Genomic DNA, 22,304 nt, shown 5'->3' with positions numbered 1-22,304 from the left:
GGTGCGGGGTGCGGGGTGCGGGGTGCGGGGTGCGGGGTGCGGGGTGCGGGGTGCGGGGTGCGGGGTGCGGGGTGCGGGGTGCGGGGTGCGGGGTGCGGGGTGCGGGGTGCGGGGTGCGGGGTGCGGGGTGCGGGGTGCGGGGTGCGGGGTGCGGGGTGCGGGGGACATGCGAAAGGGCCCGGTGCGGATCTTCGCACCGGGCCCTCCCGTTCGTTTCGCCTGCTTAGGAGAACGAGACCTTCTCTGCGGCGCCGCTGTTCTGCTTGCCGCCGCCCTGGGGCCGCTTGCGGGCGTTGGTCGGCTTGTTCACCGCGGCCTCGGCGGTCGCCTCCTGGACGGCCTGCTCGGCCGCCTTCGGGGGCTCCTCGGCGCGGGCCGCGCGGGCCTCTTCGATGAGCTTCTTCGCCTGCGCGCGGGCCGTGGCCAGGATGGCCTCGGAGTCGCGGCGCGCGGTCTGCTTGGCGGTCTTGGAGAGCTCCTCGGCGCGGCGCTTGGCGTTCTCGGCCTTCTTCTCGGCCTCGGACACGTACTGGTCGCGCTCGGAGCGGACCTGCTCGGCCTCCATGCCGGCCTGCTCGAGGATGCGCGCGGCTTCCGCCTTGGCCTCGGCGAGCAGCCGCTCGCGCTCGGTCTCGATCTCGGTCAGCTGCGCGCGGGCGCGCTCCACTTCGGACTCCGCTTCGACCCTCGCCCGGTCGGCGTTCTCGCGCAGCTTGGCGGCCTCCGCGGCGGCCTCGGCGGTGACCCGCTCGGCCTCGGCGGCGGCCTGCTCGCGCAGGCGGGCCGTCTCGGCCGCGGTCTCCTCGGTGAGCTTGCGGGCGGCGACCTCGGCGGCCTCGCGCTCCTTGCGGGAGGCGTCGGCCGCCTCCTCGCGCAGGCGCTGGGTCTCGCGCTCGGTCTCCTCGGCCAGCCGCAGTGCGCTCGCCTCGGCGGCCTCGCGCTCCAGGCGGGCGGCCTCCTCGGCTTCGGCGGTGAGCTTCGCGACCTTCTCGTCGGTCTCGGTGGTGAGCCGCTGCGCTTCGGCCTCGGCCTCCTCCAGGCGCCGCTGGGCGTCGAGGCGGAGGCGCTTGGCCTCGTCGGCGGCCTCGGTGCGCGTGAGGGTCGCATTGTCGGCCGCCTCGGCCCGCACCCGCGTGGCCTCGCTCTCGGCGTCGGTGCGGACGGTCTGCGCGAACGTCTCGGTCTCCTGCTTGAACTTCTCGAGGTTCTCGACGGCCTCGGTGCGCAGGTCCCGCAGCTCGGCCTCGTGCTCGGCGCGCTTGCGCTCGGCCTCGGCCTCCGCTTCGGCGGCGATCCGCTCGGCCTTCTCGCGGGCCTCGCTGATGACCTGCTCCGACGCGAGAGCGGCGTCGTCCTTGAGCTGCTGGGCCTCGGCGCGGAGGCGCTCGACGTGAGCGACCAGCTGCCGGGTCTGCTCGTCAGCCGCGGCGCGCTTGTTCTCGGCGTCCTGCTCGGCCTCGGCCACCAGCGCGGCGGCGCGCTCCTTGGCCTGGTCCACCATGGTCTGCGCTTCGCGGGCCCGCTTGTTGATCTCGGCGTCGATGATCGCGCGCCGGTCGGCCTCGGCCTTCTCGGCGGCGGCCCGGCGGGCCTTCAGCGTGGTCTCGAAGTCCTTGCGGGCCTGCTCGATCTGCGCCTCGGCCTCGCGAAGACGGTTGTCCGCGTGGTGGTGCAGGTGCTGGGTCTGCGCGTGGGCGTTGGCCTTGATCTCCTCGGCCTGCTCCTCCGCGAGGGTCAGCATGTGCTCGATCCGCACGCCCAGGTGCCGGTACGAGGCCTTGTCGCCCGCGGCACTGCGGCGCCTGAGCTCCTGGATCTGGGCTTGCAGCTGCTGGATCTGGATCACGAGCCGGTCGATCTGCGCGACCGCCTCCGCCCGTTCACCTGCGAGGGTGTCCATCTGGAGCTGCATCTGCTGCAGGAACCGCTTGACCTGTCCCTTGTCGTATCCGCGCAAGGCGGTCTCGAACTCGTACTCGACGGGTCCACCCTCGTTGAATCCGGTCAGCAGTTCCGAGTCGTCCAGTCTGTCTTCACGCGCCATACCCTCATCCTCACGTAAGCCGCGTCCCGTCACGCCCGGCAAGGGACCGGATGTGACGGGACGCGGCCGAAGCTGTGGTTCCTCCACCGTCGACCTACGCCTGCGATCATTCTTCACGGTCGCAGACTTCGACGGTAACGCGGATTCGCCAGGTTTACTTGTCGTCCTGTTTTTCTACTTGTCGTCGCCCTGCTGCCCAAGGGCGCCACCAAGGGCGCCGCTGACCAGACCGCTGAGATTGCGCAGCGTCTCCTGCACCTGGTCCCGCTTCGCGGTGAGCTCGGCCACCTTGGTCTCGGCGTCGGTCGTGACGCGTTCGGCGTCCGACTTGGCGTCCGCGAGCAGCCGCTCGGCCTCGGACTTCGCGTCGGAGACGAGCTTCTGCGCGTCCTTCTTGGCCTTGCTGGTGGTCTCGCTCGCGTAGTTGTCGGCCTCGGAGCGCTTCTCCTCGCCGCGGGTCTCCGCGGCCTTGGCGCGCTCCTCGGCGTCGCGGGCGCGGTTCTCGGCGTCGGACACGAGCTTCTGGGTCTCGGCGACCGCGCGGGTGTGGCGGTCGGACTCCTCGCGCTCGGCCTTCTCCTTGCGCTCGGCCAGCTCGAGGTCGAGGGCCTGGAGGTCCTTGTCGCGCTTCTCCTTCGCCTCGGCGAAGAGCTTCGCGGCCTCGGCGCGCTTCTCCTCGGCCTCGCGGGCGGCCTTGGCGCGCAGCTGGGTGATCTCGCGGTCCGCCGTGGCACGGAGGGTCGCGACCTCGCGCTCGACGGAAGCCTTGAGCTCGGCCACTTCGTGGCCGGTGGCGGTGCGCAGCTGCTTGGTCTCGCGCTCGGCGTCGGCGCGGAGGGTCTCGCACTCGCGGCGGGCGTTGGTCCGCAGCTCCGCGACCTCGCGCTCCACCTGCGTGCGGAGGGTGTTGGCCTCGCGCTCGGCGTTCTGCTTCAGGGAGCCGGCCTCGCCGCGGGCGGCGTCGGTGATCTCGCGGGACTCGAGGCGGGCGGCCGAGAGGATGCCCTCGGTCTCGCGCTTGGCCTCGGCGCGGTGCTCGTTCGCCTGCTCCTCGGCCAGCCGCAGGATCTGCTCGACCCGGGTGCCGAGCCCGGAGAGCGTCGGGCGGGTGTTCTCCTCGAGCTGCTTCTGCTGCTCGGCGAGGCGCTGCTCGAGACCCTGGATGCGCTGCTCGGCCTGGCGCAGACGACGCTGGGCGTCGGTCATCCGCTGCTCGGCCTCGGTCCGCTGCGACTCGGTCTGCTTCAGCTTGCCGAGGTTCTTCTGGATGAACTCATCCACCTGGTGTCGGTCGTAACCCCGCAACTGCACGGGGAATTCCGGCACCGATTGGTCGTTGTCGAAAAAGGTACTGCTGGAGGGCTGCTGCGACATGGACCAATACTTGCAGACGCGAATGCGAATGTCGACAGCAAGGTCAGGGGTTTGTGGAGGGCGAACCACCCGCAACACTAGCCGCAAAACGGTCGAAATCCTTGAAACGACACGGAAGTCGCCAGCGGTGAAGTTTCGGCGTCCTTCGCGTGTCACCCGAACGACGTCGTCTATCCGACAGTGCGCGTGCCCTCACCGTCGCCCTCCGACAGCGGACCTGCAAGGGCCCTATGCGGGTTCGACCAGTTCGACCAGGACGCCTCCGGCGTCACGCGGGTGCACGAAGTTGATCTTGGAGCCCGCGGTGCCTTGGCGGGCTTCGTCGTAGAGGAGCCGGCACCCGCGCGCCCGCAGCGCGGCCGCCGCCGTCTCGACGTCCTCGACGGTGAACGCCAGCTGCTGCAGCCCCGGCCCCTTCGACCCGATGAACTTCGCGATCGGCGAGGCGTCCCCGATCGGCGCGAGGAGCTGCACCTGCGCGCCGCCCTCGGGCCACGCGACCATCGCCTCGACCACCCCCTGCGCCTCGTTCACCTCGCGGTGCACCTCGGTCCCGCCGAGCGCGCCCGCATACCACTCCAGGGCCGCATCCAGGTCCGGGACCGCGATCCCGACATGATCGATGCGCCGCAGTCCGATTCCCTCAGTGAACGTCATACGATCGAGGGTATCGACCAACGGAGGTCTCCATGAACGACGACAACACCGTCATCCTCGCCAGTGCCCGGACACCCATCGGGCGCTTCAACGGCGCGCTCAGCGACATCCCCGCCACCGATCTGGCCGGGACCGCGATCAGAGCCGCACTCGAACGCGCCGGGGTCGACCCCGGCCGCGTCGACCAGGTCATCCTCGGGCAGGTCCTGCCCGCCGGATGCGGACAGAACCCGGCCCGCCAGGCGGCCGTCGCGGCCGGGCTGCCCATGAGCATCCCGTCCCTGTCGGTCAACAAGGTCTGCCTCTCGGGGCTCACCGCCGTCGGCCTGGCCGACCAGCTCCTGCGCGGCGGGGCCGCCGACGTCATCGTCGCCGGGGGCATGGAGTCGATGAGCCGCGCCCCGCACCTGCTGCCGGGCTCGCGCCGCGGCTTCAAGTACGGCGAGACCGTGCTCCTGGACCACCTCGCGCACGACGGCCTCACCGACGCCTACGACGGCATCTCCATGGGCGAGTCCACCGAGCGCCACCTCAAGGGCCGCTCGATCACCCGCGAGGACCAGGACGCCTTCGCCGCGTACTCGCACCAGCGCGCCGCCAAGGCCGCCGAGCGGCTCGCCGAGGAGATCACCGCCGTCGAGACCCGCAAGGGGCTCGTGGACGCCGACGAGGGCGTCCGGCCCGAGTCCACCGCGGCCGGCCTGGGCCACCTGCGACCGGCGTTCACCGAGAACGGCACCATCACCGCCGCCACGGCCTCGCAGATCTCCGACGGCGCCTCCGCGCTCGTCCTCGCCAGGAAGTCCACCGCCGTCGCGAACGGCTGGACCTGGACGGCCGAGATCCTGGCGTACGCCACCGTGGCCGGGCCCGACAACTCGCTGCTCGACCAGCCGGCCAACGCGATCGCCAAAGCCCTCGCCATGGCCGGCGTCGCGGCCGCCGACCTCGACGTGGTCGAGATGAACGAGGCCTTCGCCGCCGTGGTCCTGGCCTCGGCCGAGACGCTCGGCGTCGACCTCGAACGCGTGAACCCCGACGGCGGGGCCATCGCGCTCGGCCACCCGATCGGGGCCTCCGGGGCGCGCCTCGCCCAGACCCTCGCCCGTCAGCTCGGCCCCGGCCAGTTCGGAGCGGCAGGGCTGTGCGGCGGCGGCGGCCAGGGCGACGCGATCGTCCTCAAGGGAGCCTGATGCAGGTCAGTGACCTGGTGGCGGCGGCCCGTGCGGGAGACCGCCGGGCCACCGCCCGCCTCATCACCGCCGTCGAGAACAGCACGGCCGACGCCCCCGAGGTCGCGCGCCTCGCCACCGGCGGCGACGCGCTCATCATCGGCGTCACCGGCTCGCCCGGCGTCGGCAAGTCGACCCTCGTCTCGGCGCTCATCACCGCCTGGCGCGAATCCTCCTTGCGCGTGGGCGTCCTCGCCGTCGACCCTTCGAGCCCCTTCAGCGGCGGCGCGATCCTCGGCGACCGCGTCCGCATGGCCGACCACGCCCTCGACCCCGGCGTCTACATCCGCTCCGTCGCCACCCGCGGCCATCTCGGCGGCCTCGCGGCCACCACCGGCGCGGCCGTGCGGCTCCTCGAAGGCGTCGGCTTCGACGTCGTCATCGTCGAGACCGTCGGCGTCGGCCAGGCCGAGGTCGAGATCGCGGCCCTCGCCGACACCACACTCCTCCTCCTCGCACCCGGCATGGGCGACGGCATCCAGGCCGTCAAGGCCGGGGTCGTGGAGATCGCGGACGTGTACGTCGTCAACAAGGCCGACCGGCCCGGCGCCGACGGCACGGTGCGCGACCTCCGGGCCCTCATGAGCCTCGTCCGCCGCGAACCAGGCGAGTGGCGCCAGCCGATCTGCTCGACCGTGGCCTCCGAGGCCAAGGGCATCGACGACCTCGTCGCGGCCATCACCAAGCACCGCGACTGGCTCGCCGGGGGCGACCACCTCGCCGACAAGCGCCGCCGCCGCGCCGAGGCCGAGATCCGCGCCCGCGTCGACGCCGAGCTCCGCCGCCGCTACACCGTTCCTGAGGCGCTGGCCGAACAGGTCGCGAACGGCGAGACGGACGTGGCGACGGCGGTGGGAAGGGTTCTGGGCGACACCGCGTAAACCGCTTCGCATGCCTGCATGCGTGCTCCTTACACTTGACTGGTGACAGACGCAGCGAAGAAGACACCGGACATGGAAACCCAGCTCCCGAAGACGTACGCGCCCGTAGACGTAGAGGCGCGACGCTACGCGAAGTGGGTAGCCGACGGTCGCTTCAAGGCTGACGACGCCTCGGACCGCGAGCCCTACGCCATCGTGATCCCGCCGCCGAACGTGACCGGCCAGCTCCACCTCGGGCATGCGCTCAACCACACCCTCATCGACTGGATGGTGCGGCGCGAGCGCATGCGCGGCAAGGAGGCCCTGTTCCTGCCGGGCACCGACCACGCCGGGATCTCGACCCAGAACGTGGTGGAGCGCCAGCTCGCCGACAAGGAGGGCCTCTCCCGCCACGACCTGGGCCGCGACGCCTTCGTGGCGAAGGCGTGGGAGTGGAAGGACACCTACCACGAGCGCATCTCCTCGCAGATGAAGAAGATCGGCGACGGCGTCGACTGGGACCGCGAGCGGTTCACGCTCGACGAGGGCCTCTCCAGCGCCGTGCAGACGATGTTCAAGCGCATGTACGACGACGGCATGATCTACCGCGCCGAGCGCATCATCAACTGGTGCCCGCGCTGCATGACCGCGCTCTCCGACGCCGAAGTGGAGCACCAGGACGACGCGGGCGAGCTCGTGTCCATGCGCTACGGCGACGGCGAGGCCTCGATCGTGGTGGCCACGACCCGTCTGGAGACGATGCTCGGCGACACCGCCGTGGCCGTCCACCCCGACGACGAGCGCTACAAGCACCTGCTCGGCACCACCGTCGAGGTGCCCTTCACCGGCCGGCGCATCCCGATCGTGGCCGACACGCACGTCGACCCCGAGTTCGGGACCGGCGCGGTCAAGGTGACCCCGGCGCACGACCCGAACGACTTCGCGATCGGCCAGCGCCACGACCTCGCCTCGATCCTCATCATGGACGAGCGCGGCATCATCACCGCGCACGGCCCGTTCCAGGGGCTCGACCGGTTCGAGGCGCGTTCGGCGATCGCGTCCGCGCTGCGCGCCGAGGGCCGCATCGTGGCCGAGAAGCGCCCGTACGTGCACGCGGTCGGCCACTGCGAGCGCTGCGACACCACGGTGGAGCCGCGCCTGTCGCTCCAGTGGTTCGTGAAGGTCGAGCGCCTCGCGAAGCTCGCGGGCGACGCGGTGCGCAGCGGCGAGACGAAGATCTACCCGCCGGAGATGGAGAAGCGCTACTTCGCGTGGGTGGACAACCTGCTCGACTGGTGCATCTCGCGCCAGCTGTGGTGGGGCCACCGCATCCCGATCTGGTACGGCCCCAATGGCGAAGAGGTGTGCGTGGGCCCGGGCGAGACCGCCCCGGAGGGGTACACGCAGGACCCCGACGTGCTCGACACGTGGTTCTCCTCGGGGCTGTGGCCGTTCTCGACGTTCGGCTGGCCGGAGGAGACCCCGGCGCTCGACAAGTTCTATCCGACGGCCGCGCTCATCACCGGCTGGGACATCATCTTCTTCTGGGTGGTCCGGATGATGATGTTCGGGACCTACGCGATGGGCAAGGCGCCGTTCTCCGAGGTGGTCCTGCACGGCCTGCTCCGGGACAAGAACGGCGTGAAGATGTCGAAGTCCCTGGGCAACGGCATCGACCCGCTCGAGGTGGTCGACCGGTTCGGGGCGGACGCGCTGCGGTTCATGCTGGCGCGCGAGGCCAACCCGGGCGCCGACGGCATCGCGTCGATCGAGCTGGCCGAGGTCGCCCGGAACTTCTGCAACAAGCTGTGGAACGGCACCCGGTTCGCGCTGATGAGCGGGGCCACTGTGGAGGGCGAGCTCCCCGCTGACCTCTCGCTCATCGACCGGTGGGTGCTCTCGCGCCTGTCCGGCACGATCGCCCAGGTCGATGCCCACTTGGAGCAGTACGAGTTCGCGAAGGCCATGGACGTGCTCTACCACTTCGCGTGGGACGACGTGTTCGACGTGTACCTCGAGCTCACCAAGCCGGTGCTCGGTGCGGGCGGCCAGGCCGCCGACGACACCCGGCGGGTGCTCGGCCACGTCTTCGACCAGCTGCTGCGCCTGCTGCACCCGGTGATCCCGTTCGTCACGGAGGAGCTGTGGCTGACCCTCACCGGCACTGAAGAGCAGGGCGACTCGCTCACGGTGGCCGCGTGGCCGACGCCGTCCGATGTGGACGAGGAGGCCGAGCGGCTGGTGGCGGCCATGCAGCACGTGGTCGTCGAGGTGCGCCGCTTCCGCTCGGACCAGGGTGTGAAGCCCAGCCAGCGGGTGGCCGCGCGCATCAGCGGCCTGGACGCGGCGGGACTGGGCGACCAGGAGTGGCTCATCCGCTCGTTCGTGAAGCTCGACGCCGAGCCCGAAGGGTTCGAGCCGACCGCTGAACTCGCCGTGTCCGACCAGGTCACGGTCGCGCTCGACACGTCGGGGACGATCGACGTCGCCGCCGAGCGGGCCCGTCTCGACAAGGCGTTGAAGGCCGCCGAGAAGGAGCTGGCGGGCACCGTGGGCAAGCTCGGCAACGAGGCGTTCCTGTCGAAGGCGCCCGACGCCGTGGTCGACAAGATCAAGGCGCGCAAGGCGACCGCCGAAGCCGACATCGCGCGCATCACGGCGCAGCTCGAACGACTGGCGTAATCGGGGCCGCGGGCGCCCATCCGGGCGCCCGCGGCTTTCACAGTGCACATATATGGCTCGCAAGCATCGCCATGAGCCGGGGGAGACAACCACATTGAACGCCGAACTGGCGCAAGTCGAAGCGCTCCTGGAAGCCCGCGGGTTCTCCCGCTGGGACTTCACGCTCGACCGCATCAAGCAGCTGCTCGACATGATGGGCGACCCGCAGCGGTCCTTCCGGTCGATCCACATCACCGGCACCAACGGCAAGACCTCGACCTCGCGCATGATCGAGCGGCTCCTGCGCGGGCACGGCCTGCGCACCGGCATGTTCACCTCGCCGCACCTCAACAGCGTCAACGAGCGCATCGCGATCGACGGCGAGCCGATCAGCCCTGACAAGCTCGCCGCCCAGTACTACGAGATCGCGCCGCTCGCCGAACTCGTCGACCGCGAGGCCTCCGAGCCGCTCACCTACTTCGAGATGACGGTGGCGCTCGCCATGGGCGCGTTCGCGGACACGCCGATCGACGTCGGCGTCGTCGAAGTGGGCCTCGGCGGCGAGACCGACTCGACGAACGTCCTGAACGCCGAGGTCGCGGTCATCACCCCCATCGGGATCGACCACACCAAGTGGCTCGGCGAGACCCTCGCCGAGATCGCGACCATGAAGGCCGGGATCGTCCACGAGGGCTCCACGCTCGTCACTTCGACGCAGGAGCGCTCCGCGATGGAGCCGCTGCTGCGCCGCGCCGGCGCCGTCGGCGCGAAGCTCGTGCCCGAGGGCCGCGGCTTCGAGGTCACCGCCCGCGAAGTGGCCGTGGGCGGGCAGCTCATCACGATCGAGACCCGCGCCGCCCGCTACCAGGACCTGTTCCTGCCGCTCCACGGCGAGTACCAGGCCCACAACGCCGCGCTGGCGCTGGCCGCCGTCGAAGTGCTGCTGGGCGCGGGCGAGCCGAAGGCGCTCGACGCCGAGGTCGTGGGCGAGGCGTTCGCGGAGTTCTCCTCGCCCGGCCGCCTCGAGGTGGTGCGGACGGCGCCGACGGTGGTCCTCGACGCCGCGCACAACCCGGCGGGCATGGAGGCCATGGTGAAGGCCGTGGAGGAGGAGTTCAACTTCCGCAAGCTCGTCGGGGTCGTGGGCATGCTGGGGGACAAGGAGACCGACCACATGCTCGAGCTCCTGGAGCCGCTGCTCGACGAGATCGTGATCACGAAGTCCTCTTCGGACCGGGCGATGCCGGCGGCGACGCTCGCGAAGATCGCCAAGGAGGTCTTCGGCGAGGAGCGGGTCACCGTGCTCCCGCACATGGCCGACGCGATCGCGCGCGCGGTCGAGCTCGCCGAAGAGGCCGACGACATCTACGAATCGGGCGGCGGCGTCCTGATCACCGGCTCGGTGTTCACCGTCGCGGACGCCCGCCAGCTGCTGGTCGGCCGTCGTGGCTGAGCACGACGAGCATGTGACGCCCGAAGAGGCCGAGGAGCCCTGGAGCGAGCCGGACGAGGGCCGCTCGGGCCTGCGCGACCCGGCCCGGGCCGCGCGCAGCCTCGCCGCGATGGCGCTGAGCTTCGAGGCGCTGGCGCTGCTGCTGGCGATCGTGCCGATGCGGATGATCCTGGACGACGCGACGCTCGCGGTCACCGTGGTCCTGGTCCTCACCGTGGTGTGCATCGTCTTGGCGGGCATGGCGAAGCGCCCCTGGGTCTGGCAGGCGGGCGCGGTGGTGCAGCTCGCGCTGATCGCGTGCTGGCCGATCCACTGGGCGCTCGGCGTGGCCGGGATCGTGTTCGGCCTCGTGTGGGCCTACTGCTGGTACGTGAAGATCGCGCTGGAGAGGCCCCCGAAGCGGTGACATCGGCATTGCGGACCGAACGGCTCGTGCTGCGCCCGATAGCGGCCGACGACGCCGAGGCGATGCAGGTCATGAACGCCGATCCGGAGGTCATGCGCTACATCGGCGCCGGTGTCCCGCTCACCCCGGCGGAGACCGAGGCCCGCACGGCGAAGGCGGCGGCGCACTGGGACGCGTACGGCTGGGGCGTCTTCGCCGCCGTCGAGGTCGACACCGGCACGCTGGTGGGCTGGGCGGCGCTGGCGACCCCGACGTTCCTGCCGGAGATCCTCCCGGTCACCGAGCTCGGCTGGCGGATGCGCCGCGACCGCTGGGGCCGGGGCTATGCGCCCGAGGCGGCGCGCGCGGCGGCCGGGTTCGCGTTCGGTGAGCTCGGGCTCGACCGGGTGGTCTCGTGCATCCACGCCGAGAACGCCGCTTCGATCCGCGTGGCGGCGAAGCTCGGCATGTCGTTGGAGCGCGAAACGCTGATCCCGGGCTTCGAGGTGCCCTGCAAGGTCTTTGAACTCAAGGCCTGAGGGGGCTCAGTCGCAGCCGCCTCCACCGCCGCCCGAGTCGCCGCCTCCGCCACCGGAGTCGCCGCTCGGGCCGCAGTCGCTCGAGCCTGCGCCGGAACCGCCGCTGTGGCCCGAGTCGTAGTACGGGGTGCCGGACGAGCTCGAGTACCCGCCGCCGCTGCGCCGAGTCTTGGACGCCGAGGCGGTGAACGCCGAGGCGATGATGCACACCCCCACGATGACGGCGACGACGACGAGGCAGATCGCAGTTTGCATCCGAACTCCTTCGCGGGTGAGGGGTGCTCAGGGTACCGGCGCCGCGCCAGTCGCAGGCGCCGCTCAGCGTCCGCCGCCGCGGAGGGCCTGTCGCCCTTCGTCGGCCGCGGCCCAGCCGCCGGGGATCGGTTCGCCGGACGGGTCGCCGCCGCGTTCGGTCGCGAGCCGGGCCGCCTTGCGGCGGTGGTGGTCGCGGATGCCCGTGACCAGGGCGGCGGCGCTGACGGCGCCGATGATCACGCCCGCGAGGATCAGTTCGACCATCTCGACTCCTTGCGCCTGAAGGGTACCGGTACGCCCGGTTTGCCGACCCTACTCATAGGACGCTCGAAAGCCCTGTCGAAGACGCCTCCCGTCTGTCGGGTAAGCGACACATCGCGTTCTGCGAGGCGGTTCGCGTCACATGGGCGTGCGATAGTGGACCTGTCCGATTCGGCCCTGTGAGCGCTCGGCGGTGATCCCCTGTGAAGATGCAGCCTCGGCAACAGCTCCTGGACATCTGGCGGGCCCAGGTGGCCTACAGCTGGCGCGCTACCGAGGAGGGCGGCAAGCGGAAGGTCTGGCACTGGGGCGGCCGCAACCAGTCCGACGCCGTGGGCGACGCCCAGCAGCTCCTGTGCCTGCTGTACCCCGCGCAGGAACTCGTGGAACTGCGCTACGCCGACCCTGACGCGACCAGTGACGCGGTGCTCGGCGCCCTCTCCGGGCTCGGCGACGCCGTCGAGATCCCGATCCGGATCATGCGGCTGGTGAAGGACTACATGGAGCGGCACGTCGACGACGAGGGCGTGCCCGTCTACTCCGGCGGCTCCAACATGCACCGGGTCGACCGCACCCAGAAGGCCAGCCCAGAGCAGCGCGCCGTCGACGTCACCGAGGGCTTCGCGCTCGCGATCCCGCTGTGCCTCACGGCCTTGACGTTCCTCGCCGACTTCCAGCCCACGGTCGACCGGATGGGCCGCGCCGACCTCATCAAGGAGCTCGAGCACGTCCAGCAGGCCATCCACCGCCGCCTGCTCGGCGCGATCACCGGGCTGCTGCGGTCCTTCGCGGTCGCCACCTTCGACGCCGACGACGAGTTCGGCCGCCAGCTCATCGCCCTCATCAACGTGGACGGCCAGCCCGACCGCAAGATCGTGCGCCGCTTCCGCGAGGCCTCCGAGGAGATCATCGCGACCCTGCGCACGATCACCGTCGGCTCGGGCGGCACCGCCGGCGTCGAGGCCCCCACGAAGCTCTTCGAGATCGGCTGGTCCTGGTCGGTCGTGGAGAAGGCCCCGGACATCCCGGACGTCTCCGACACCTCCACGCAGCGCCCCGGCCGCGCCTTGGACGCCCCGTACCAGTACTTCACCGTGGTCGCCCTCGAAGCGATCGCGACCCTGTTCTCGCCCAGGGTCATGCGCCGCAACCTCCTCACCGAGGAGGAGCAGCGCCTCGCCCAGAACCTCCAGGTGCGCATGGACGTCACCCGCGCCTACTGGGCCATGGTGGCCTCCTTCGGCGGCGGCTCGAAGTGGCCGCTCGAGGACGTCCCCTGGCGCACCACCGACGGCCTGGAGTACGACTACTACTCGCTCCTGGTCTGCGCCGTCGCCACCGACACGTTCGGCGCCTCCCGCGGCGGCGACGACGACCTCATCCGCCTCGGCGACGTCCTCATCGAACTCGCCAACCGCGGCCGCATCACCCGCCGCGCCCTCGCCGGGGACCAGGCCGTCCAGATCCACTTCCCCGGCGTGAAGTCCCTGCTGACCGGCATCGAGAAGCTCGACGGCCCGCCCATGGTCTGGAACATGGTCGACTTCGCGCCGCTGCTGCTCAAGCGCCTCTACCACGCCGCGGGCCTGCTCGTCACGATCGAGGCCCGCGCCGAACTGCTCGAAGTGGCCGACCTCGTCTGGGACCACCTGGAGCGCAGGCGCATCCGCGAAGGCGCGGCCGCGCGCCTGTGGGACCAGCCCAAGCAGGTCTACGGCGAACTCGGCAACTGGTTCGAGGACCCCTCCTGGCACTTCACCATCCGCGTGGTCGAGGCCATGGTGCTCGCCGCCCAGTTCGCGACCTCCGAACCGGCCCGCTCCCGCAGCCTGGAGGACCTGGCGCACGAACTGCTCGTCGAGGCCGAGCACGTCTACGACCAGGAGCTCCTGCGCGGCTCCGGCCACGCCGGACCCGCACTGGCGCAGGAGATCCGCTCGGTGGGGCTGACGATCAGCCACGCCAAGGACGTCGTCGACGAGCGCCCCGGCACCGCGTTCTCCCTCGGCGTCAAGGCGCTCATCGACCTCGACCGGCTCATCGCCGCCGGGCGCGACGCCGAGACCGGAGTGTGACGATGCTGCTGTTCGCGACCTCCGACAAGGGCGGCACGGGACGCTCCGTGTCCTCGTGCAACCTGGCCTACCGGCGCGCCCTCCAAGGCGCCAACGTGTGCTATGTGGACTTCGACTTCGGCTCGCCCACGGCCGGCGCGATCTTCGCCATCGACGACCTCGACCACGGCACCTACGGCAACGGCATCCACGAGTACCTCCAGGACCTCGCCTCCGAACCCGAGCGCCACTCCGTGTGGTCGGCGACCGACCGGGCCGAACTCCAGGCCAGGCCCGACGGCGCGGGCGAACTCGTGCTCTGCCCCGGCGACGCCGACGGCTCCGAGTTCCCCGGCGACGACACCACAGTGGACCGCTGCGTGAAGCTCCTCCAGGAGCTCTCGCGCGAATTCGACCTCGTCATCGTCGACCTCTCCGCGGGCCGCTCCCACGCCACCGAGATGGTCATGGCCGCCACCGCCCGCCCCGAGCTCGCCAACCTCCCCTGGCGCTGGATCGTCTACCACCGCTGGACCAAGCAGCACGTCATCGCCGCCCACTCCCTCGTCTACGGCGAACGCGGCCTCGTCGAGACCAGCAAGGCCCTCGGCGAGGACTACCAGCGCAAGCTCCTCGCCTCCATCCGCTACGTGCGCACCGCCGTCGTCGACCCCGACGGCGCCGACCTCTCCGGCCTCAAACCCACCCAGGTGCGATGGCTGCGCAAGATCGACGCCGACCTCCACCAGATGGCCGCCCGCCTCAAACTCGGCCGCATGAACCTCCTCGGGTCGGTCCCGCTCGACCCGGTCCTGCAGTGGCGCGAGCAGATCATCACCGACGCCGACACCGTCACGCTCGACATCGCCAACCAGGAGACCGTCAAGGCCTTCGCCGAGCTGGCCGTGCGCTCCGCCGAGGAGCTGTTCGTGCCCGGCCTCGAGGCCATCGCCCGCGGCATCGATTGAGTGGACCCATGAGCTACGAAGAGACCAGCGCGAAGCAGCGGACCGAGCGCTTCGGCATGTCCCACCTGTCGATCGAGGTCGGCCACCTCTACGCCGACGACCTGGCCCGGCCCGACACCCTCAAAGCCGAGATGGCCTCCGCGGCGGCCTGGGTCCACGGCACCACCGAAGCCCTCTCCAAGCGACTCGGCGGCCGCCGCCCGCGCGTGAGCACCTGCTACCTCGTGGACGACTACAGCCAGCAGGGCATGCCCCCGCCCGAGGAGCTCATCGGCGTCATCGGCGAGGCCGCCGCCGACGCCGGCCTGCGCATCGACTACCTCGCCCGCGAATCCGCCTGCGCCCACATGGGTCCGCTCAACCTCGCCGGGCTCGTGGCCGACCGGATCGTGTTCGAGCCGCCGCCGGGCGCCAACGGCTCCCGCCCCGCGGTCGCCCGCTCCGGCTGGCTCTGCAACGGCGTGCCCAGCCCCAAGCCCAAGGGCATCGCGATGGGCGTGCCCGACCAGTGGCGCCCGCCCAGCCAGAACGCCAAACGCGACCACTCCGTGTTCCTCGACGTCGAGCTGTGGAGCGACACCGAGCAGGGCCGGCGCTGGTCCTGCCCGATGCTCGCCGCCGTCTGGCAGCTCCTGCGACTCGGCGTGCTGCGCAACCAGGGGCGCCGCATCGGCGTGCCCGAGGCCGTCGCCGAAGTCGTACCGGACGAGCACGGCCACGACCCCGACCGCCCCGCGCGGGCCCGCTTCCCCGAGACGTGGGAGGCGATGCCGCCGATCCTGCAGCTGGAGCCCGCGGCGTTCCCGTTCCCCGCCTACCGCACCGTCTCGATCCTCTCGGTCAACTACCTGGAGGTCGAGCACGCGGTGCGGGTCATCTGCGGGTCCGTGCGGCCCGAGGCGAGCGCGGTCGAGATCATCCGCAAGTCCGCCGAACGGGAGGGCCTGGTCCTCCCCGACGAGCTCGTCGACCGGCTCAGCTACATCTTCCAGGGCCCGCTCTAGGACAGGCCCCAGCTAGCGGTGGAACACGCCGCCCGGGCCGCCGGACTGGCGCTGGCGGTGCTCCATCAGGTCGAGGATCTGCGCGGCCAGATCGGCTGCGCCGTAGTCGATCTGGGACCGCACCCGCTCGGTCATCGTCGTCCACTGCCGGGTCAGGCCGGGACGCCGCTCCAGTGCGTCCCACATGAACTCGAGGTCCGTGGAGGTGCGGGCGCCGGCCGACCACAGGTGCAGCAGGTGGTCCACGACCGGCCGGAGCGTGCGCAGCGTGTGCCGCGAGTCCTCGCCGATCTTCGCGAGCGCGACCCGCGCGGCGACGGCGGTGAGCAGCCAGTCGTGGACGGCGAGGTCCTCGGCGGCGGCCGCCACCTGCTCGGGGTCGACGGGCCCGGTGACCATGCGCAGGCGTCGCCTGTTGTTGCCCGCCAGGCGGAACGCGACCGCGGCGGGCTGGCCGGGGTCGGTGATCGCGGCCCAGCGCAGCCTCGTGGAGCCGGTCTTGATGGGCGGGCGCTGGTCGAACATGGGCCGGGCGAGGACGTCGTGGATCGAATGGCGGGCGACCGCGGCGGTGTCGAGGAGTTTCGCGCGGTCGGGGCGGTTCTCGGCCACGAGGTAGCCCTCGGCGAGGCGGGGCGCGTCGAACCTGCCGATGGTCTCGAGGGTGCCGGGCTTGGCGAGGTAGTACGACCACGGCATGCGCCGCGGGTGCTGCGAGGGGGTGACCGCCGCCCAGGCTGAGCCCTGGAGGAGCTGCCCGCCGGTGAGGACCGCGCGTGAGGCGACGGAGCCGACGGCCCGCAGGGACCCGTTGCGGTCGTCCTCGTCGGTGTGGTGGCTGTCGGGCTTGGGGCCCAGCGGGAGCCGACAGTCGACGCCGTGCAGGAGCGCGGGCGAGGCCGTGTGCGGGACCGGCCGCGCCCATTGGACGACGGTCTCGCCGACGGCGAGCGAGAGCGCCGCGCGGGCCTCCTCGGGGGTGAGGGGGCGCGAGTGCGGCAGCAGCGCGGTGTGGATCTCGCCGACGATGAGCATGGGCGCTCGCTCCTGTTCGCTTGGGCGGGAAGGCAGCGCCCAGGGCCTGTCCGGTGGACCCGGACGGGCGCTGTCGCCTCACCCGGATGCACCGGACGGTCCCTAGTCGCGCTCCCGGTGCTCGGTGATGGCCAGGCCGTGGCCGTCGGGGTCGCGGAAGGCCGCGGCCCGCATCTCGTAGTTCTGGCCGAGCAGTGCGGTGCGCGGCAGGTGCAGGAACTCGACGCCGGCCTGGTTCATCTCCGCGAAGGTGGCGTCGATGTCGCCGACCTCGAACGTCAGGTGCATGACGCCGGTCTCGCCGGGCGGCGCGTCCGGCCGCTCCCACAGGAGGATCTTGCCGAACCCGGCGTCGAGGATCGCGGCCTCGTCGGTGCGGTCGGCGATGTGGAGTCCCAGCGCGTCGGTGTAGAACTCGACTGAGCGCTGCAGGTCGGCGACGACGAGTGTGGCGGCCACGTCGGTGACGTCGGTGCCGCCGAGCCGCTGCTCCGAGAGGAGCAGTTCGGCCAGGTCGTCGGCGAGGCTGCTGCCTTCGGCGGAGGTCCGCTGCCGGGGCGGCGACGGCGCCTTGAGCTTCGTCACCGCTTCGGCGATCGGTCCTTTCGGCGGAGGCGGGTCCGCGGGCGGCGGCGTCGCGGGAGGCGGGACCGGCGCGGCCGTTGCCGTCGCGCTGCCGTGCGATCCCGGCGCGTCGCCGCCGACCTGGTCGGTCGGGAGCGTGAACGCCCCGGTCGGGGCGTGGTTCGGCGGCGGGTCGTTCGGCGGCGGGTCGTTCGGCAGCGGCGCGGACTCGGCGACGGGCGCCGGCGGTGCGGGCTCGTCGTCTTCGTCGTCGATGAGTTCGGCGTCGATCGGCTCGGTGATCAGCGTCCGCCCCGGCGGGGGCACGACGGCGGCGCCTTCCGGTTCGGCCGCAACGGGTTCGACGATCACGACCGCGGGCGCGGTGGTGTACACCGGGGCGGGGTCCGCCGCCGCCTTGGCCGGCGCAGGGTTCGTCTCAGGGCGCGCGGGAGGCTCGAACAGGTCGTCGAGCGAGCTCGCGGCCGGTTCCTTCACCGCGGCAGGGCGCGGCGGGTCGTCCTCCACGATGAGGTCCTCGAGCCGGTGCTGCCCGATGAGTGGCGGGGCCGGGACCGGCTGCGGGAAGCGGCGCGCCGAATGCTCGACGGTGACGAACGCGATGCACCCGGCGAAGCAGGCGAACGCGGTGATGGCGATGCCGACGCTCTGCGCGCCGACCGCCATGGAAGCGAGGAAGAAGGAGAGGATCAGTAAAGTGATGGCGCCGACCGCGTGGGAGGTGCGCCACCGCATCCGCCTGTCGCCGTTGAGGGTCGTGCCGATCGCCTCGCCGCCCGCCGCATGGTGCTGCCGAGAGTGCAGGTCTTTGAGGGCGTGCTGGTTGATCGCCCACCAGCGGGCCTCGCGCGAGCGGCGCTGCTGGTCGAGCATGAGCCGCTGCTGGCGCAGCTGCTCGGCGGTCGCGCCCCGGCCCATCGGCTGGCGTGCGGTGCGGGGCATCGGCTTGCCGGGCGCGGCCTTGCGGACGCCGGGCTGCGCCTTCTTCGGGGCACCGCCCTTCGCGCCGCCTTTCGCGCCTCCGCGCGCGGCCCCGCCTTTCGCGCCGCCCCTGCTGGGCGCCTTGGAAGGCCGGGGGGCCGGCCTTGGTGGTTGGCTGCCACGTGCCATCGGGGACACCTCATCCACAACTGGGAGAACCGGGTTGCAACGTGAATCGTACGTGGGTGAGGCAACGGACACAACATCCCTTACGATGGCAGCCAGAATCCGACTGACACTTTCGAGGAGTCCTCCCGTGGCCGAACAGCGCACGCTCGTCCTGATCAAACCCGACGCGGTCCGGCGCGGGCTCATCGGCGAGGTCCTGTCCCGCTTGGAGCGCAAGGGGCTGCGCGTCGAGCAGCTGCGGCTGCGGACGATGGACGCGGCGCTCTCGGACGCGCACTACGCCGAGCACGTGGGCCGCGAGTACTACGACGGGTTGAAGACGTTCATGACCTCCGGACCCCTGGTGAGCCTGGTGGTCTCCGGTGACGAGGCGATCCCGGTGGTGCGCAAGCTGGCCGGTGCGACCGACGGCCGCAAGGCCGAGCCGGGCACGATCCGCGGCGACTTCTCGGTGTCGAACCAGCAGAACCTCATCCACGCCTCGGACTCGGAGGAGTCCGCGAAGCGCGAGATCGACCTCTGGTTCGCCGCTTGAGCACTGGTGACCGCACCACTGACGACGCTGGCAGCGGCACGGAGCTCATGCGGGCCGTCTAACTCGGTATGAGGTGCGGCCCGCCGGCGGTGGGCCGCGTCAGCGCCTCCAGGTCGGCCTGCGTGTCGACGTCGAGCGGGTCGCCCGGGCACGCGACCTCCCGCACCAGGTGCGGGTTCGCGGCCAGGAAGTCCCGCGCGCCCCGGTCGCCCACGGCGCCGGCGGCGATCGCGTCCAGGTGCTCGCGCGCGAAGTACATCGGGTGGCCGCGCCGGCCCGCGTAGACGGCGACGGCGATCGCCGCGCCCTCCTCGGCGGCGTCGATGACGCGCCTGACCGCCTCGGGGACGATCCGCGGCTGGTCGACGAGGGTCACGACGACCCCGTTGTAGCGCTCCGGGACGGCCGCGAGTCCGGCCTTGAGCGAGGTCGAGAGCCCCTGCCCCCAGCGCCGGTTCATGACGGGCGTGAACGCCTCGGTGGCGGCGGCGAGCGCCTGCTCGGCGCCCGCGCCGAGCACGGCGAGCACCTGGCGGCACCCGCCGGCGTGCAACGTGGCGACGGCCCGGTCGAGCAGGCTGCGGCCGTCGAACTCGGCCAGGGCCTTCGGTCCGCCGAAGCGCCGTCCGGCGCCCGCGGCGAGCACGAGGCCCGCGGTGTTCTTCATGTGTTCCCCCCTTTCACGGCCCCGGTCGGGGCCGCGTTCACTCCAGGCTCACCGCGAGGGCGAGGTCCATCCGGTCGAGGGGGTTGCGCAGATCGCGGCCGGTCAGCTCTTCGACCCGCCGCATCCGGTACCGGACGGTGTTGACGTGCAGGTGGAGGCTCGCGGCGCACTGGCGCCAGGAGCCGTCGCATTCGAGGAAGCGCCGCAGGGTCGGCAGCAGGTCGGAGCGGTGGTGCGCGTCGTACTCGAGCAGCGGGTCGAGGACGCGGGTGCGGAACGCCCGGCTGACGTCGGCCGGGACGGCGGCCAGCAGCATCCGGTGCGAGACGAGGTGGTCCGGTTCGGCGATGTCGACGCCGCCGGGGCGCGGCTGCGCGAGCGCGGCCGTGTGCCGGGCCTGCTCGAGCGCGCCGCACAGGCCCGCGGGCGAGCGCACCGGGTCGGCGAGGCCGACGCTCACGGCCCCGTTCCCGCCGAGCCCCGAGAGCACCTTCGCGCACTGCCGCGACCAGTCAAGGAGCCGCGGCCGCTCTTCGGCCGAGCCGGCCGGGCCCGCGAGCACGGCGACCGTCTCGTCCCCGATCGTGGCCCAGGCGGCGACGGGCGGCTCCAGCGGATCGCCCGCTTGACCGGCGACCGCCTCGGCGACCACGACCTCCCGCAGCGCGACCGGCTCGCCGACCGCGGCGATGACGGTGACCGTGCCGCCGACCGGCAGGCCCGCCGAGCGCATCAGGTGCTCGTCGACCCGGCCCTCCCGCAGGGCGGCGACCAGTTCGACGTGCGGCGCGGGCCGTACCGCCGGGTCGTCGAGTTCGAGCATGAGCAGGGCCGCGAGCTGCTCGGCGACGAGCCGCCGCTCCGGCGCCCAGTGCGTGTGGTCGTCGTCGATGACGAGGAACCGGCCGGTGTGGAGGGTCGAGCCGATGCCGAACACCGAGTACGCGCGGTGCCGGTCGAGGGTCACCTTCTGCGGCAGCCGCTCCGCCGCGTGCGCGCGGGTCACGACCGCGGCCCGGTCGGTCTCGCCGAGCTCCAGGCCGCCGCGCAGCGCCCGCCCCGTAGGCGACAGCACCTGGCACTCCATGCCCAGTTCGCCGCGGATCAGCTCGAGGATCTGGCCGATCCCGTCGGCGGCGATGAGCCGCCGGTGCCGGTCCAGCAGTGAGGCGAGGTCGCCCGAGCGGCCCACCGAGAGCCGCTGCACGATCCGCTCGGTGATCTCGGCGAACGCCACCGCCGCGTCCACGGCGAACAGCGGCAGGTCGTGGCGGGCGCACGCGTCCACCAGGTCCACCGGCACCGAGTGGAACTCCGGATGGTCGCCCGCGCCGAGCGCCGTCACCCCCGCCGCGATCAGGTTGCGCACGTAAGCGTCCGAGTCCTGCTCGGCCCGGCGCCACATCAGCCCGGTGAGCACCAGCTCGCCGCCTGAGAGGTACCGGCGCGGGTCGTGCATGTCGGTCGGCACGACCCAGCGGATCTCGCGGTCGAGGTGGTGGCGGCCCGAGACCAGGGTCAAGCCCAGTTCGGGCATCTGCAGCAGTGAACGGAGTCGCATGGTGTGGCCCCCAGGGGTCCGGCCTTCACAGGCGCGTCGGGACGCGGTAGGCAACTCCACCATAGCGCCGCCCAGCTGGAGTCTTTGGACGATCCTCCAGCATTTAACGGCGGGGAAACCAAGCTTTCATAGCCGAACACAGTGCCCCCGGCCTCGGGTTTCGGCTTCACTTATCCCACACGGCGAGTTCGTGCGACGGTGAAGGCGGCGAGCCGTCTACAGAGAATGGACCAGGAGGCGCCGATGTGGACTCTCGAAGCGTTCGACACCGCTGACGCCGAGGACGCGGTGGAGGTGCTCACGGCCTGCTGCGCCTCCCGGGCCTGGGCCGAGAAGCTCGTCTCGGGCCGCCCGTACGGGACCGTGGCCGCACTGCGGGCCGCCGCACTGGCCGGCTTCGACGAGCTCCCGGAAACCGAACTCGCCGTCGCCCACGCCGCGCACGCCCCCATCGGGAAACCGAAACCCGCCGGGCAGGACCAGTGGTCGCGGGGCGAGCAGTCCCGCGCGCTGGCCGCGGGCGAAGCGGTCCGGGACGAGCTCACCGCGGTGAACGCCGCCTACGAGCGCCGCTTCGGGCGGGTCTTCCTCATCTGCGCCACCGGCCTCACCGGCGAGGAGATCCTCGCCGAAGCCCAGCGCCGCCTGGGCAACGACGACGCGACCGAGCACCGCGAAGCGGTCGCCGAACTGCGCAAGATCGTGGCGCTGCGGCTCGAGAAGGCGGTGCGGCCGTGAACGAACCGTGCACCGTGACCTCCCACGTCCTCGACGCCGTCGCGGGCCGGCCCGCCGCCGGCCTCCTCATCACCCTCCTCAGGCTGGACCGCGACGGGTACACCGCGCTCGCCTCGGCCCCCACCGACGAGGACGGCCGCGTCGCGGGCTGGCGCACCGCGCCTGGCCCGCACAAGCTCCGCTTCGAGACCGGCGCCTGGTTCGCACTCCGGGACGTCCCCACGTTCTACCCGGAGGTCGAGATCGCGTTCACCGCCGCCGCGGGCCACAGCCATGTGCCGCTCCTGCTCAGCCCCTTCGCCTACTCCACGTACAGGGGGAGCTAG

At 71.9% G+C, this 22,304-nt stretch carries 21 protein-coding genes; 12 read left to right on the top strand and 9 right to left on the bottom strand.

From position 1 onward, the window contains the following. Positions 1-223: 223 nt before the first annotated feature. From QWI33_RS04565 to mce, 3 genes are all read right to left on the bottom strand, one after another. Positions 224-2,044, bottom strand: coding sequence for a DivIVA domain-containing protein (locus QWI33_RS04565; RefSeq protein WP_289955356.1), 1,821 nt, complete (start codon positions 2,042-2,044; stop codon positions 224-226). A gap of 174 nt (positions 2,045-2,218) precedes the next feature. Further along, positions 2,219-3,418 carry a cell division protein DivIVA gene (locus tag QWI33_RS04560; RefSeq protein WP_353895356.1) on the bottom strand — a complete coding sequence of 400 codons (1,200 nt, stop codon included), beginning with the start codon at positions 3,416-3,418 and terminating at the stop codon, positions 2,219-2,221. A 228-nt stretch (positions 3,419-3,646) separates the two neighbouring features. Continuing rightward, complete coding sequence (gene mce / locus QWI33_RS04555) at positions 3,647-4,075, bottom strand: methylmalonyl-CoA epimerase (protein ID WP_289955347.1); 429 nt, start codon at positions 4,073-4,075, stop codon at positions 3,647-3,649. A gap of 32 nt (positions 4,076-4,107) precedes the next feature. On the opposite strand from mce, the gene QWI33_RS04550 reads away from it, so the two are divergent. Genes QWI33_RS04550 through QWI33_RS04525 form a run of 6 tightly spaced genes read left to right on the top strand, consistent with a single transcriptional unit; the run spans position 4,108 to position 11,205 of the window. Continuing rightward, positions 4,108-5,268 carry an acetyl-CoA C-acyltransferase gene (locus QWI33_RS04550; RefSeq protein ID WP_289955346.1) on the top strand — a complete coding sequence of 387 codons (1,161 nt, stop codon included), beginning with the start codon at positions 4,108-4,110 and terminating at the stop codon, positions 5,266-5,268. Beyond that, positions 5,268-6,188: a methylmalonyl Co-A mutase-associated GTPase MeaB gene (gene meaB, locus QWI33_RS04545; RefSeq protein ID WP_289955343.1), complete on the top strand. Its 921-nt coding sequence runs from the start codon at positions 5,268-5,270 to the stop codon at positions 6,186-6,188. The genes QWI33_RS04550 and meaB overlap by 1 nt, the downstream gene beginning before the upstream one ends. A 42-nt stretch (positions 6,189-6,230) precedes the next feature. Beyond that, positions 6,231-8,849, top strand: coding sequence for a valine--tRNA ligase (locus QWI33_RS04540; RefSeq protein WP_289955341.1), 2,619 nt, complete (start codon positions 6,231-6,233; stop codon positions 8,847-8,849). Positions 8,850-8,901: 52 nt separating this feature from the next. Further along, the gene (locus tag QWI33_RS04535; protein WP_353895355.1) at positions 8,902-10,281 is read left to right on the top strand and encodes a bifunctional folylpolyglutamate synthase/dihydrofolate synthase; all 1,380 of its coding nucleotides are present in this window, start codon (positions 8,902-8,904) and stop codon (positions 10,279-10,281) included. Further along, the gene (locus QWI33_RS04530; protein WP_289955337.1) at positions 10,274-10,687 is read left to right on the top strand and encodes a DUF4233 domain-containing protein; all 414 of its coding nucleotides are present in this window, start codon (positions 10,274-10,276) and stop codon (positions 10,685-10,687) included. The genes QWI33_RS04535 and QWI33_RS04530 overlap by 8 nt, the downstream gene beginning before the upstream one ends. 26 nt (positions 10,688-10,713) lie before the next feature. Further along, the gene (locus QWI33_RS04525; protein WP_289955335.1) at positions 10,714-11,205 is read left to right on the top strand and encodes a GNAT family N-acetyltransferase; all 492 of its coding nucleotides are present in this window, start codon (positions 10,714-10,716) and stop codon (positions 11,203-11,205) included. Between the two features lie 6 nt (positions 11,206-11,211). Here QWI33_RS04525 and QWI33_RS04520 read toward each other — a convergent pair whose 3' ends face one another. Beyond that, entirely contained in the window at positions 11,212-11,460 is a 249-nt protein-coding gene (locus tag QWI33_RS04520; protein ID WP_289955333.1) for a hypothetical protein, read from the bottom strand. Between the two features lie 63 nt (positions 11,461-11,523). Then, positions 11,524-11,724, bottom strand: coding sequence for a hypothetical protein (locus QWI33_RS04515; protein WP_289955330.1), 201 nt, complete (start codon positions 11,722-11,724; stop codon positions 11,524-11,526). Positions 11,725-11,930: 206 nt separating this feature from the next. On the opposite strand from QWI33_RS04515, the gene QWI33_RS04510 reads away from it, so the two are divergent. From QWI33_RS04510 to QWI33_RS04500, 3 genes are read left to right on the top strand one after another with little or no spacing between them, the layout of a single operon-like run. Continuing rightward, a complete protein-coding gene (locus QWI33_RS04510) occupies positions 11,931-13,796 on the top strand; it encodes an SCO2524 family protein (RefSeq protein ID WP_289955329.1) in 1,866 nt (621 codons plus the stop codon). A gap of 2 nt (positions 13,797-13,798) precedes the next feature. After that, a complete protein-coding gene (locus QWI33_RS04505) occupies positions 13,799-14,743 on the top strand; it encodes an SCO2523 family variant P-loop protein (RefSeq protein WP_289955327.1) in 945 nt (314 codons plus the stop codon). Between the two features lie 8 nt (positions 14,744-14,751). Further along, positions 14,752-15,747, top strand: coding sequence for an SCO2522 family protein (locus QWI33_RS04500; RefSeq protein WP_289955325.1), 996 nt, complete (start codon positions 14,752-14,754; stop codon positions 15,745-15,747). 12 nt (positions 15,748-15,759) lie between these two features. Here QWI33_RS04500 and QWI33_RS04495 read toward each other — a convergent pair whose 3' ends face one another. Further along, on the bottom strand, positions 15,760-16,782 hold the full coding sequence (locus QWI33_RS04495; protein WP_289955323.1) for an SCO2521 family protein: 1,023 nt from the start codon (positions 16,780-16,782) through the stop codon (positions 15,760-15,762). A 102-nt stretch (positions 16,783-16,884) separates the two neighbouring features. Next, complete coding sequence (locus QWI33_RS04490; protein WP_289955321.1) at positions 16,885-18,477, bottom strand: VOC family protein; 1,593 nt, start codon at positions 18,475-18,477, stop codon at positions 16,885-16,887. Between the two features lie 85 nt (positions 18,478-18,562). Between QWI33_RS04490 and ndk the strand changes: the two genes are divergently transcribed. Continuing rightward, positions 18,563-19,012 carry a nucleoside-diphosphate kinase gene (ndk, locus tag QWI33_RS04485; RefSeq protein WP_353895354.1) on the top strand — a complete coding sequence of 150 codons (450 nt, stop codon included), beginning with the start codon at positions 18,563-18,565 and terminating at the stop codon, positions 19,010-19,012. A gap of 58 nt (positions 19,013-19,070) precedes the next feature. Here the strand turns inward: ndk and QWI33_RS04480 are convergent, their stop codons facing one another. After that, positions 19,071-19,679, bottom strand: a complete 609-nt coding sequence (locus QWI33_RS04480; protein WP_289955319.1) for a nucleotidyltransferase family protein — start codon at positions 19,677-19,679, stop codon at positions 19,071-19,073. Between the two features lie 37 nt (positions 19,680-19,716). Continuing rightward, positions 19,717-21,240, bottom strand: a complete 1,524-nt coding sequence (locus QWI33_RS04475; protein WP_289955317.1) for a PucR family transcriptional regulator — start codon at positions 21,238-21,240, stop codon at positions 19,717-19,719. A 243-nt stretch (positions 21,241-21,483) separates the two neighbouring features. On the opposite strand from QWI33_RS04475, the gene uraD reads away from it, so the two are divergent. Further along, positions 21,484-21,978: a 2-oxo-4-hydroxy-4-carboxy-5-ureidoimidazoline decarboxylase gene (gene uraD, locus QWI33_RS04470; RefSeq protein WP_289955314.1), complete on the top strand. Its 495-nt coding sequence runs from the start codon at positions 21,484-21,486 to the stop codon at positions 21,976-21,978. Beyond that, complete coding sequence (gene uraH, locus QWI33_RS04465; protein ID WP_289955313.1) at positions 21,975-22,304, top strand: hydroxyisourate hydrolase; 330 nt, start codon at positions 21,975-21,977, stop codon at positions 22,302-22,304. Before uraD ends, uraH begins: the two co-directional genes overlap by 4 nt.

It is taken from the genome of Glycomyces tritici, assembly GCF_030403505.1.
The sequence above is the reverse complement of the archived record's forward strand: the minus strand, read 5'-3'. Positions and strand labels throughout refer to the sequence as shown.